At 67.4% G+C, this 12,255-nt stretch carries 13 protein-coding genes; 11 read left to right on the plus strand and 2 right to left on the minus strand.

From position 1 onward, the window contains the following. The first annotated feature begins 69 nt into the window (after positions 1 to 69). Both C1931_RS14395 and C1931_RS14400 read left to right on the plus strand, forming a co-directional pair. On the plus strand, positions 70 to 522 hold the full coding sequence (locus C1931_RS14395) for a transposase (RefSeq protein WP_108756835.1): 453 nt from the start codon (positions 70 to 72) through the stop codon (positions 520 to 522). A 260-nt stretch (positions 523 to 782) separates the two neighbouring features. After that, positions 783 to 1,241, plus strand: coding sequence for a DUF4442 domain-containing protein (locus C1931_RS14400; protein WP_108753761.1), 459 nt, complete (start codon positions 783 to 785; stop codon positions 1,239 to 1,241). Positions 1,242 to 1,263: 22 nt separating this feature from the next. On the opposite strand, the gene C1931_RS14405 is transcribed toward C1931_RS14400, so the two are convergent. After that, complete coding sequence (locus C1931_RS14405; protein WP_108756836.1) at positions 1,264 to 2,541, minus strand: hypothetical protein; 1,278 nt, start codon at positions 2,539 to 2,541, stop codon at positions 1,264 to 1,266. A gap of 74 nt (positions 2,542 to 2,615) precedes the next feature. On the opposite strand from C1931_RS14405, the gene C1931_RS14410 reads away from it, so the two are divergent. The 9 genes from C1931_RS14410 to C1931_RS14450 all read left to right on the plus strand — a co-directional run bounded on the left by C1931_RS14410 (position 2,616) and on the right by C1931_RS14450 (position 11,716). Further along, positions 2,616 to 3,299: a DUF502 domain-containing protein gene (locus C1931_RS14410; protein ID WP_108750658.1), complete on the plus strand. Its 684-nt coding sequence runs from the start codon at positions 2,616 to 2,618 to the stop codon at positions 3,297 to 3,299. Continuing rightward, on the plus strand, positions 3,296 to 4,093 hold the full coding sequence (locus C1931_RS14415) for a queuosine precursor transporter (protein ID WP_108753763.1): 798 nt from the start codon (positions 3,296 to 3,298) through the stop codon (positions 4,091 to 4,093). The genes C1931_RS14410 and C1931_RS14415 overlap by 4 nt, the downstream gene beginning before the upstream one ends. Positions 4,094 to 4,187: 94 nt before the next feature. After that, positions 4,188 to 6,095: a DUF885 family protein gene (locus C1931_RS14420; RefSeq protein WP_108756837.1), complete on the plus strand. Its 1,908-nt coding sequence runs from the start codon at positions 4,188 to 4,190 to the stop codon at positions 6,093 to 6,095. After that, positions 6,092 to 6,493 (plus strand): VOC family protein, encoded by a 402-nt coding sequence (locus tag C1931_RS14425; protein WP_108756838.1) that lies wholly within the window; start codon positions 6,092 to 6,094, stop codon positions 6,491 to 6,493. The genes C1931_RS14420 and C1931_RS14425 overlap by 4 nt, the downstream gene beginning before the upstream one ends. Positions 6,494 to 7,084: 591 nt before the next feature. Continuing rightward, positions 7,085 to 7,534 carry a DUF2147 domain-containing protein gene (locus C1931_RS14430; protein WP_108750662.1) on the plus strand — a complete coding sequence of 150 codons (450 nt, stop codon included), beginning with the start codon at positions 7,085 to 7,087 and terminating at the stop codon, positions 7,532 to 7,534. A gap of 102 nt (positions 7,535 to 7,636) precedes the next feature. Further along, on the plus strand, positions 7,637 to 9,718 hold the full coding sequence (gene metG / locus C1931_RS14435) for a methionine--tRNA ligase (RefSeq protein ID WP_108756839.1): 2,082 nt from the start codon (positions 7,637 to 7,639) through the stop codon (positions 9,716 to 9,718). A gap of 75 nt (positions 9,719 to 9,793) precedes the next feature. Continuing rightward, positions 9,794 to 10,384 (plus strand): HAD family hydrolase, encoded by a 591-nt coding sequence (locus C1931_RS14440; RefSeq protein WP_108756840.1) that lies wholly within the window; start codon positions 9,794 to 9,796, stop codon positions 10,382 to 10,384. Positions 10,385 to 10,407: 23 nt separating this feature from the next. Next, complete coding sequence (gene rnfB / locus C1931_RS14445) at positions 10,408 to 10,821, plus strand: Rnf electron transport complex subunit RnfB (RefSeq protein WP_108756841.1); 414 nt, start codon at positions 10,408 to 10,410, stop codon at positions 10,819 to 10,821. A 535-nt stretch (positions 10,822 to 11,356) separates the two neighbouring features. Next, the gene (locus C1931_RS14450) at positions 11,357 to 11,716 is read left to right on the plus strand and encodes a hypothetical protein (protein ID WP_108756842.1); all 360 of its coding nucleotides are present in this window, start codon (positions 11,357 to 11,359) and stop codon (positions 11,714 to 11,716) included. Positions 11,717 to 11,827: 111 nt separating this feature from the next. On the opposite strand, the gene C1931_RS14455 is transcribed toward C1931_RS14450, so the two are convergent. Then, positions 11,828 to 12,175, minus strand: a complete 348-nt coding sequence (locus tag C1931_RS14455) for a RidA family protein (protein WP_108750666.1) — start codon at positions 12,173 to 12,175, stop codon at positions 11,828 to 11,830. Positions 12,176 to 12,255: the final 80 nt, after the last annotated feature.

Below are 12,255 nucleotides of genomic sequence, written 5' to 3' on the forward strand. Positions count from 1 at the left end.
TCGACTCTACCGACGGAAGAATCAGAGCTGCCTGACAGCAATACCCCCCGGCGCCCACCATTCTGGGACATGCCCAGCCCAGCGCTCCTGCGCCATCGCCGCTCAGCCATCGGTCACTTCTATGTCATCACCAGCGTGACGGCAGATCGCTACTGCCTGTTTCGCGACCCCGCTCGCGCCGCCCTGCTGGAAGACGCCTTCCGCCGCAGCGACCAGCAGCGGCTGACACGCTCCTGTGCCTGGGTGGTCATGCCCGACCATTTCCATTGGGTCATGCAACTGCGTGAGGGCTCATTGGGGCGATGCGTGCAGGCTTTGAAATCGCAGTCGGCCATTGCCATCAATGCTGCGCTGGGCGGCCATGCGTCGGTGTGGCAGCGGGGGTACTACGACCATTGGATTCGTGACGAGCGCGATGTCCGCCAGCAGGCCCTGTACGTGATCGCCAATCCCGTGCGGGCAGGATTGGCGCAACGGTTGGGGGAATATCCCCATGCATGGTGTCGCTGGCCGCTTTCGTAGGGTCGAGCTTGCTCGACTGTCTTTTGCCGACAGGGGCCGTCGAGCAAGCTCGACGCTACCAAAGCGGGATCAAAAGCCGTCGAGCAAGCTCGACGCTACCAAAGCGGGATCAAATGCAAAGCCGTGGAGCGGGCGCGATGCCACGAAAGCAGGAGGACGCTCGGCAGACGGCCATCCCGCGCGACCCGACAAGGCCCCGGGGTTCAACATACGGTAGCGAATGGTTAGACTCAAGACCTCGCCCCCTGCCCCGCACCTGCATGAAAGCCAGCACCTTCCGTCTCGGCATCAACCTGTGGCCGCCGTTCCTGTTCACCGGCATCCATGTCACCCGCATCACCGCCGACTACCGGCAGATCGACGTCGAGCTGCGCATGCGCCCGTGGAACCGCAACTACGTGGGCACCCACTTCGGCGGCAGCCTGTTCGCCATGACCGACCCGTTCTGGATGCTGGGCCTGCTGCATACGCTGGGCCGCGACTACTACGTCTGGGACCGCGCCGGTGCCATCGAATTCCTCAAGCCCGGTCGCGGCACCGTGCGCACTCACTTCCACATCGATGACGCGGTGCTGGACGAACTGCGCGCCGAGGCGGCCGGCGGCGAGAAAGTGCTGCGCTGGTTCAGCAACGACGTGGTCGATGCATCGGGCGAGGTCGTCGCGCGCGTGCGCAAGCAGGTCTACGTGCGCCTGAAGCCGCAGGCACGCGGCGGCTGAAACGGCAACACCACGCCGGCAGCTACAGCGGCACCGACAGCATGGTCGTCAGCTGGTCGGTCGCGTCGCGCTGGCGGCGCGGCACCTGCAGGTGGCGGCCATCGGCCGACAGCGTGGGCACCCGGCTGGGCGAACGCCATTGCGCCGGCAGCCGCGCCAGCGCCTGTGCCGAGGCATCGGGCTGCTGCCGCAGCCATCGCTGGGCCCCCAGCAGGCGCACGAGCGCCGCGCTGTCCTGGCTGCGCGCGGCGTAATCCTGGTACACCGGCCCGCTGATGCTGGCCAGCGTGCAGCCGATCCAATTGGCCACGCAGCGGACGTCCCACGGCTGTTCCCAGCTGCGCTGCGCCGGCGCGTCCTCAGCCAGCCTGCGTTCGGCAGCAGCACCGCAGGCCCAGGCGAAATTCTGCGCGATGCGCGCGCGGGTCTGGCTGCGGTCCAGCATCAGCACATTGGTGCCCTGCCGCAGCGATGCATCGATGGCCTGTTCGCTCAGTGCGAACTCGCCCTGCATCGCGCGGCACAGGCTCTGTTCCTCGCTCGCCAGGGGTTGAAGTGCCGTTTCGCAGACCGCTGGCAGCACGTGGTCGGCCGGCAGTTCCACCAGCATGTCGGCCAGCAACTGTGCGTTCGCCTGCACGCTTGCGGCGCCGATCATGCTGTCCAGCAGCGTGCCACCACGTTGCATCAGGCGCCTGCCCAGCTGCAGGGAACGGCAACTGCCGGCCAGCGCTGCCGCCGTATCGCCCTGCACGAAGGCCAGCGCATGTGCGCTGGTGCCCTCCATCAGCAGCTGATAGCGCGGCACCGGCATCATCAGCGGGTCACCCAGCCCCTGGAACGGGGAATCGAAACGATCGAAGTCGGCCAGCTGTTGCTGCCGGCCATGCAGACCAGCATGGCCGGCATGGCCGTCGATGAAGCGCTGCGGATCTGCGCGCACGCGCGCCAGGCAATCCGGTACGCGCGACCCACAGGTAACTCCCACCTGCGCCTTCACCTGCGGCTGGGTGCCTTCCAACAGGGAATCGGTCATGCCCGGCTCCCGCCCGGCCCGCCACCGCGCTACGTCCTTCAGCAAGGCCTGCTCGCGCTGCGCAGCATCCAGATCGTCGAACGGCAGCGTCCACAGCAGGGCAAAGCCGTTGCGCCCGGGCAGGGGCTGCACATCTTCCAGCAGGCGCACCTGCGCGCGCTGCTCGGCCGACAGCGGCCAGAACCGCGCCGCCAGCCACACCGCCACCACCAGCCCCAGCAGGGCCAGCAGGCTCCAACCGATTCCGCGCAGAATCCTCAACACAGCATCCCTGCCCTGTAGCCCGCCGTCGTGATCGGGCAGCGTAATCGACAGGCTGCGACCGCTACAATGCGCGCATGTCGCTCGAAGCCCCCGCCCTGGTTCCCCGCCCCTCCCTGCAGCGCCTGTTCCTGACCGGCCTGCTGACCCTGTTGCCGATCTGGCTGACCTGGGTCGTGGTGAAGTTCGTGTTCGTGCTGCTGTCGGGCATTTCCAGCCCGCTGGTGGTGCCGCTGTCCGAACAGATCGCCACCAACTTTCCGCACTACCTGGGCTGGGTACGCGCCGAATGGATTCAGAACACCATCGCCCTGCTGGCCACCCTGCTGGTGATCCTGGCGGTGGGCGTGGCCAGCCGGCGCGTGGTCGGCCAGCGCCTGCTGCGCTGGGTGGGCGCGGTGATCAAGCGCATTCCGCTGGCCAGCATCATCTACGACAGTGCCAAGAAGCTGCTGGACATGCTGCAGACCGAACCGGGCAGCACCCAGCGCGTGGTGCTGATCGACTTCCCGCACCGTGACATGAAATCGGTCGGCCTGGTCACCCGTGTCATCAAGGAACAGGGCAGCGACCGCGAACTGGCCGCGGTATACGTGCCGACCACGCCGAACCCGACCTCGGGCTATCTGGAAATCGTGCCGGTGGAACTGCTGACCCCGACCGACTGGACCGTGGACCAGGCGATGAGCTTCATCATCTCCGGCGGTGCCGTGGCCCCGGCCAGCGTGCCGTTCACCCGTGCCGGCGAACGCGCCGAGTGAGCGAGCCGGCGCAGCCCACCCCGCATGCACGGCCGCTGCAGGACCGCGCGGTCCTGCTGTTCATCGTGCTGGCCACGTTCTTCTGCGGCAACGCGGTGCTGGCCGAACTGATCGGGGTGAAGATCTTCGCGCTGGAAGACACGCTGGGCATCAACCCGCTGAACTGGAACCTGTTCGGCCAGACCGGCTCGCTCAGTTTCACCGCCGGTACGCTGCTGTGGCCGGTGGTGTTCATCATGACCGACACCATCAACGAGTTCTTCGGCAAGCGCGGCGTGCGCTTCATCTCGTGGCTGGCGGTGGTGCTGATCGCCTACGGCTTCCTGTTTGCCTTTGCCGCCATCTCGCTGGCCCCGGCCAGCTGGTGGGTCACCTCGATGAACGCCCACGGCGTGCCGGACTACCAGGCCGCCTTCGCGGCGGTGTTCGGCCAGGGCATGTGGACCATTGCTGGTTCGCTGGTGGCCTTCCTGGTTGGCCAGCTGATCGACGTGGCCGTGTTCCACCGCATCCGCCGGGCCACCGGCGAACGCCATGTGTGGCTGCGCGCCACCGGCTCCACGGCGGTGTCGCAGCTGGTGGACAGCTTCGTGGTCATCTGGATCGCCTTCGTGCTGGGCCCGCAGCATTGGCCCACGTCGTTGTTCCTGGCGGTCAGCAGCGTCAACTACGTCTACAAGATGGGCTTTGCGATTGCCCTCATTCCCCTGCTGTACCTGATGCGCCGCGCCATTACCCGCTACCTGGGGCCGCAACGCGCGGCCGATCTGCGTGCCGCCGCCGCGGCTGACTGAATACCCAGCGCCGGCAAACTGACTGCGGCTGCACGCTGGCCGTACGCGCGCGGATCGTGCAAGCTCCACGGTCTGTGTTCCACGGAAGCTCCTGATGCCGTATTCCCCCCGCGTCCTGGCCGCCGCCATCGCTGCGTTGTTCCTGTTCAGTGCCGTACCGTCGGCCGAAGCAGCGAAGAAGAAGGCCAGCCGCCCCGCCGCCGCGCAGAGTCGCCAGGCCGCCAAACCCAAGGCCAAGCCGCGCGCCGCCCCACGCCGCGCTGCGCCGCGCCCCACCGCCCCGGCCCGCGCCGTGCCGCGCGCCGTGCAGCTGGAGCGCCTGTACGACGAATACTGGGATGCCTCGATGCGGTTGAACCCGCTGCAGGCCACTTTCCAGGGCGAAACCCGCTACAACGACCAGCTGCCCAACATCCTGTCGGCCGCCTGGCGCCAGCAATCGCACGATTTCACCGTGGAATGGCTGGGCAAAGTTGAAAAGGTCGGCAGTGACGGCCTGCAGGGCCAGGACCTGCTCAGCTACCAGATCTTCGTGCGCGACGCGCGCGCCACGCTGGACGCAGAACGCTACCCCAGCTGGATGATGCCGATCAGCCAGTACTACAACATCGGCAGCATCATGGCGATCCTCGGTGCCGGTGCCGGCGCCCAGCCCTTCAACACCGTGCAGGACTACGACACCTGGTCGCGCCGTTCGCTGGGCATTCCCCCGCTGTTCGACCAGGCCATCGACAACATGCGCCAGGGCATGAAGGCCGGCGTGGTGCAGCCGCGCGACCTGATGGAAAAGGTGCTGCCGCAGCTGGATGCAGTGATCAAGCCGACCGCCGAGGAAAGCATCTTCTGGTCGCCCATCCGCACCATGCCCGACAGCATTGCCGCCGAAGACAAGGCGCGCATCAGCGCCGAGTACAAGCGCATGATCGAACTGCGCATCATGCCGGCCTACCGCGCACTGCGTGGTTTCATCGCCACCGAATACCTGCCGGCCACCCGCGAAAGCACCGGCCTGGGCGCGCTGCCCGATGGCCAGGCCTGGTACGCCAACCTGATCGTGCAGACCACCGCCAGCGACCAGACCGCCGCGCAGCTGCATGCGCTGGGCGAACAGCGCGTGCAGGAGCTGCAGGCGCAGATCGCCGCGGTGATGAAGGAAAACAAACTGCGTGGTTCGCAGGCCAAGCTGCTGAAGAGCATGCGCAATGATCGCCAGTTCCAGTACGTGAACGCCGACGACCTGCTGAACCGCTACCGCCAGGTGCAGCAGCAGGTGTCCACGCGCCTGCCGCAGGTGCTGGATACGCTGCCCAAGGCCGGGCTGGAGATCCGCCCGGTCGATCCGGAACGCGCCCTGGCTGCCGCCGCAGCGGCCTACCAGCCTTCGCCGGCCGGACAGCCGGGCGTGCTGTACGTGAACACCCGCGACCTGCCCAGCCGCAAGCGCTGGAGCGTGCCGGTGCAGTACCTGCATGAAGCCATTCCCGGCCACCACGTGCAGCTGGGCCTGCAGCAGGAACTGGCCAAGCTGCCGCGCTTCCGCCGCCAGGGTGGCGATGTGGCCTTCATTGAAGGCTGGGGCCTGTATGCGGAAACCCTGGGCGTTGAGCTGGGCGCCTACAACGATCCCTACGACCGTATCGGCTACCTGTACTCGCGCCTGCTGCGCGCCACCCGCGTGGTGGCCGACACCGGCGTGCACGCGCAGGGCTGGAGCAAGCAGCAGGCGGTCAGCTATCTGCAGAAGAATGCAGACATGAGCGCCGACGATGCCAGCGCCGAAGTGGAGCGGATCATGGCCCAGCCCGGCCAGGCCCTGTCCAACGTGGCCGGCCTGACCACCATCGTCGCCCTGCGCGACAAGGCCCGCGCGCAGCAGGGCGCTGCGTTCGACCTGCGCCGCTTCCATGCCGAACTGCTGAAGGACGGCTCGATGCCGCTGGATGTCCTGGGTCGCAAGATGGACCGTTGGATGGCCCAGCCCGCCGCAGCGGCCACGCCATGAGCGAGGCCGGCGCCCTGCTGGGCATCCACCATGCGGCGCTGATCTGCAGCGACTACGCGCGTTCGAAGGAGTTCTACGTGCGCGTGCTGGGCCTGCGCGTGCTGGCGGAAAACCACCGTCCCGCACGCGACTCGTGGAAGTTGGACCTGGCCCTGCCCGACGGTGGACAGCTGGAACTGTTCTCGTTCCCCGCACCGCCACCGCGGCCCAGCCGGCCCGAAGCACAGGGCCTGCGCCATCTGGCCTTCCGGGTGGCCGCACTGGAACCGTTCATCCAGCGCCTGGCCGACCACGGCGTGGCCTGCGAACCGATCCGCGTGGACGAATACACCGGCGCCCGCTTCACCTTCTTCGCCGACCCCGACGGCCTGCCGCTGGAACTGTACGAAGTCGTCTGAGCCGGGGTCGGATCCCTTTCCACAGGAAAGGGCTCTGACCCCATCCACGCGCTCCCCAATGGGGTCAGAGCCCGTTGCACAGCAACGGGATCCGACCCCCTGTCGTTCCGACAGACCGCGGGAAACTGTCAGAGGCGGGGCGGTGTGGGCTTGCAGGACCGCAGGCGCCATGGGCCCGAGGCATGCCTCGGGCGGGTTGGGCAGGACGCCCAACCCCGGTCTTGCCGTGCGCGCAGGACAGCGCGCACGAGCAAGGCGCCTACGAGCCCCCATGGACGGGTTTACGGCGTGTCCTGCAAGCCCACACCGCCCCGCCATTCCACGGAATGCCGCCCTTGCTTCGGCTTCGGCAGGTGCAGGGCGCAGCCCAGCTCTGACCCCATCCACGCGATGCCCGGTGGGGTCAGAGCCCGTTGCGCAGCAACGGGATCCGACCCCGTGTCGACCAAGGTCGATACCTACCCTTCGGCTTTGGCCTCTGCGGGTGCGGGGCGCAGCCCTGCAAAGCATCCCCCTTCCCCATACCCACCCGAATGGGTATACAGTCGCCCTGTACCGGCATCGTGCCGGAATGAACCCTGGGAGGGGACCATGCGCAAGACCTTCAAGACCCTGCTGCTGGCACTGCCGCTGTGCCTGGCCGCGCTCTCGGCGCAGGCCGCCGACAGTGCCGCCGGCCGCTGGAAGACCATCGACGACAAGACCGGCAAGGTGAAGTCGATCGTCGAGATCACCCAGGCCGCCAACGGCACGCTGTCTGGCAAGGTGGTCGACATCCTGCATTCGGACAAGGGCCCGAACCCGGTCTGCGATGGCTGCGAAGGCGCCAACAAGAACAAGCCGGTGAAGGGCATGACCATCCTGTGGAACCTGTCGCAGGACAAGGGCAGCCACAGCAAGTGGTCCGGCGGCACCATCCTGGACCCGGCCAACGGCAAGACCTACAAGTCCAAGATCGAACTGCAGCCCGGCGGCGGCAAGCTGGACGTGTCCGGCTGCATCGCATTCATCTGCCGCGCGCAGACCTGGGTGCGCGAGTAACCCGCCCCACCCCGCGCAGCACCCCGTGACCCGGCCCCGGCCGGGTCACGACGTTGCGGGCGTGCGATAATCTGCGGTTCCCCTCGGCTGCACCCCGCGACCATGACCCGTACCGCGCTCGTCACCACCGCCCTGCCCTACGCCAACGGCCCGCTGCACCTGGGCCATCTGGTCGGCTACATCCAGGCTGACATCTGGGTGCGCGCGCGGCGAATGAGCGGCGGCACCGCCTGGTTCGTCTGCGCCGACGACACCCATGGCACGCCGATCATGCTGGCCGCCGAAAAGGCCGGGGTCACCCCGGAAACCTTCATCGCCAACATCCAGGCCAGCCACGAACGTGACTTCGCCGCCTTCGGCGTGGCCTTCGACCACTACGATTCGACCAACTCGGCGGCCAACAAGGCGCTGACCGAACAGTTCTACCTGAAGCTGGAAGCGGCCGGCCACATCAGCCGTCGCTCGGTGGCGCAGTTCTACGACCCGGCCAAGGGCATGTTCCTGCCCGACCGCTACGTGAAGGGCATCTGCCCCAACTGCGGCAGCGCCGACCAGTACGGCGACAACTGCGAAGTGTGCGGCGCCACCTACGCGCCCACCGACCTGAAGGAACCGCGTTCGGTCATTTCCGGGGCCACCCCGGAGATGCGCGATTCGGAACACTTCTTCTTCGAGGTCGGCCACTTCGATGCGTTCCTGCGCGAATGGCTGGCCGGCGACGTCGCCCTGCCGGGCGTGAAGGCCAAGCTGGGTGAGTGGCTGAACGCCGAAGGCGGCCTGCGCGCGTGGGACATCTCGCGCGATGCGCCGTACTTCGGTTTCCAGATTCCCGGCCAGCCGGGCAAATACTTCTACGTCTGGCTGGATGCGCCGATCGGCTACCTGTCCAGCTTCCAGACCCTGTGCGGCAAGCTGGGCGAAGACTTCGACGCGCACCTGCGCGCCGGCACCAGCACCGAACTGCACCACTTCATCGGCAAGGACATCGTCAACTTCCACGGCCTGTTCTGGCCGGCCGTGCTGCATGGCACCGGCCACCGCGCGCCCACCCGCCTGCACGTGAACGGTTACCTGACCGTGGACGGCGCCAAGATGAGCAAGTCGCGCGGTACCTTTGTGATGGCGCGTACCTTCCTGGACGCCGGCCTGGAACCGGAAGCGCTGCGCTACTACTACGCGGCCAAGACCAGCGGCGGCGTGGACGACCTGGACCTGAACCTGGGCGACTTCATCGCCCGCGTCAACGCCGATCTGGTTGGCAAGTTCGTCAACCTGGCCAGCCGCTGCGCCGGCTTCATCAGCAAGCGCTTCGACGGCCTGCTGGCCACCCAGCTGCCCGACGCGGCGCAGTACCAGCGTTTCGTCGATGGCCTGGCACCGATCCGCGAAGCCTACGAGCGCAACGACCCGGCCGCGGCCATCCGCCTGACCATGGCCCTGGCCGACGAAGCCAACCGCTACATCGACGATGTGAAGCCCTGGGTGATCGCCAAGCAGGAAGGCGCCGATGCGCAGCTGCAGGCGGTCTGCAGCCAGGGCCTGAACCTGTTCCGCGTGCTGGTGACTGCGCTGAAGCCGGTGCTGCCGACCACCGCCGCCCAGGCCGAAGCGTTCCTGGCCGCACCGGTCAACGACTGGACCGCGCTGGCACAGCCGCTGCTGGGCCACCGCATTGCCGAGTACACCCCGCTGTTCACCCGTATCGACCCGAAGAAGATTGACGCCATGATCGACGCCTCCAAGGACACCCTGCAGCCGGCCGCCGCTGCCGCCCCCGCCGCCAAGCCCGAGGCCGCCAAGCCGGCCGCCCCGGCCCCGGCCAAGGACGAAGCCAACAGCGCCGACGCGCCGGCCTACATCGGCATCGACGATTTCGCCAAGCTCGACCTGCGCATCGGCAAGGTGCTGGTGTGCGAATTCGTGGAAGGCTCGGACAAGCTGCTGCGCTTCGAGCTGGACGCCGGCGACCTGGGCAAGCGCCAGATCTTCTCCGGCATCCGCGCCAGCTACGGCGAACCGGAAGCGCTGGTCGGCCGCAGCGTGGTGTTCATTGCCAACCTGGCCCCGCGCAAGATGCGCTTCGGCCTGAGCGAAGGCATGATCCTGTCGGCCGGTTTCGACGGCGGCGCGCTGGCACTGCTGGACGCCGACAGCGGCGCGCAGCCGGGCATGCCGGTCCGCTGAGGCACCCCGGGCGCGGCCCGCGCCGCGCCCGATCCGCACACCGCCACGGAAGGCACCGCCATGGGAGAGAGCAGGATGGAGCTGGCGCTGTTCGATTTCGACCACACCATCACCACCTGCGATACCTATGGCCGCTTCGTGCGCCGCGTGGCCACGCCCGAACAGCTGGCGCGTGCGTGGTGGAAGGTGGGCCCATGGTTGCTGGCCTACCGCCTGCGCATCATTTCCGCCGAACGCATCCGCGCGCGGGTGACCCGCCTGACCTTCAGCGAACGCCACGCCGATGACATCGCCACGCTGGCCGCCGGCTTCGCCCGCGAGGTGCTGCCCGAGGTGATGCGGCCGGAAATGCTGGAACAGATCCGCTGGCACAAGGAACAGCAGCACACCGTGGTGGTGGTGTCCGGTTCGCTGGATCTGTACCTGCGGCCGTGGTGCGAACAGTGGGGCCTGCAGTTGATCTGCAACCGGCTGGAAAGCCAGGACGGCCGTTTGACCGGGCGCTACGCCGACGGCGACTGTGGCCCGCGCAAGGTCGAACACATCCGCCGCCGCTTCGACCTGTCACGCTATGTGCGCATCCACGCCTACGGCGACAGCTACGAAGACCGCCCCATGCTGGCCCTCGCCCACGAGCGCTGGTACCGCGGCAAGCCCCTGAAATAACCAACGCGCAGCCTTCGCCACGCATGAGCCTGATCCCGCCCCTGACCGAACGCCTGGACCGCCTGCTGCCGCAGACCCAATGTGGCCAATGCGGCTTTGATGGCTGCCGCCCGTACGCGCAGGCCATGGCCCGTGGCGACGCCGGCGTGGACCGCTGCCCGCCTGGCGGCGATGCCGGGGCGCGCGCACTGGCACAGGTGCTGGGCGTAGCTGCCGTGCCGTTCGACCGCACGCGCGGCGCGCACAAGCCACCGCAGGTGGCGGTGATCGTGGAAGCGGACTGCATCGGCTGCACCAAATGCATCCAGGCCTGCCCGGTGGATGCCATCGTCGGCGGCGCCAAGTACATGCACACCGTCATTGCCGACCTGTGCACCGGCTGCGAGCTGTGCATTCCGCCGTGCCCGGTGGACTGCATCGATCTGCAGCTTTTGTAAGGGGTCAGAGCCCTTTTCTGCGAAAAGGGATCCGACCCCGCAGCGCAGAAGGGGTCAGATCCCTTTTCGTAGAAAAGGGCTCTGACCCCATTCCGCGAAGCTAGTCGCAATCGACCCACACCGCCGCGCCCCACGTCCGCGCAAGCACGACACCTGTCGCAGATTGCCCGCTCGGTCGAGGCGCTTGCGGCGCAGCGGCATGGCAACCATCAACCCGATGCAACACTGCCGCAAGCGTCCTGCTGCGAAGTGGAATGCAACGATTCTGATGGGCATTCGGCAGCAGCACGGCTATAGATGGCGTGCCACTGATAACGAGTGGCCGGGTCTCGAAAACCCGTTTGTCGAACGTTGTTTGCGCTTGCCAGTCGGCGTCACCTTGCGTGGCGCCGGCTGGCAATCCGTCTGCCAACCATGGCGGGCGGAGCGTGGGGGTCTTCGTGCCCACCGGACTGTTCGACACCGGTTTTCGAGCCACGTCTCCGTCCGCCACCCTTACGTGGCGGCTACCGAATGCCTTGCACGGAGCACTGCCATGAAGACACCCGACATTTCCCACCTGCACGCGCGCACCGCGCCCGCCCCTGCCGATGCGGCAGACACCTGCAACCCCAACACCCTGGCGGCGACCCTGCGCGCCATCGGCCACGGCAGCGCCGCCGATGGCCAACCCTGGCCCGAGCACGCCCAACAACCGGGCCGGCAACGCGCCCTGGCCGACGCCGACTGCGCCCTGGCCGGGCTGCGCGTGGTGCAGGAAATCATGCTGGCCGCCGAACGCACCCGCCAGAACGGCGACGTGCAGGAACACGTCGGCGACCGTGTGATGGAAGGCCTGATGCTGGCCTCTATCGGCCTGTGCGCGCAGGTCAGTGCGCAGCTGCAGCCACGCTAGTTGAAGGGGTCAGAGCCCTTTCCTGCGGAAAGGGATCTGACCCCAGCAGGATTACGGCACAGACGGGGTCAGATCCCTTTTCGCAGAAAAGGGCTCTGACCCTGAACAGCGTTACGGCACGGCCGCCGTGATCACGATCTCGACCTTCCACTCGGCGTGCGCCAGCTTGGCCTCGAACGTGGCGCGGGCCGGGGTTGCGCCTTCAACCACCCACTCATCCCACGCCTTGTTCATGCCGTCGAAATCGGCGATGTCGGCCAGGAACACTTCCGCACGCAGCACGTGCTGGCGGTCGCTGGCCACCAGCGCCAGCAGCTTGTCGATCTCGGCCAGCACCTGCCGGGTCTGCCCGGTGATGTCCTGGCTGGTGTCTTCCGGAATCTGGCCGGAAAGGTAGGCGACCTTGTTGTGCACGGTCATTTCGGACATACGCGGTCCGACGTCGTAACGCTCCATCATGGGCGTGGCTCCTGCGGGTGGACAGACCTGCATTCTCACCCACCCGGCGTGCGAAGTGTGTGCCCGGCGCGGCCACTGCA

The sequence above is a fragment of the Stenotrophomonas sp. YAU14A_MKIMI4_1 genome (assembly GCF_003086855.1).
In the GTDB taxonomy this organism is placed as follows: domain Bacteria; phylum Pseudomonadota; class Gammaproteobacteria; order Xanthomonadales; family Xanthomonadaceae; genus Stenotrophomonas.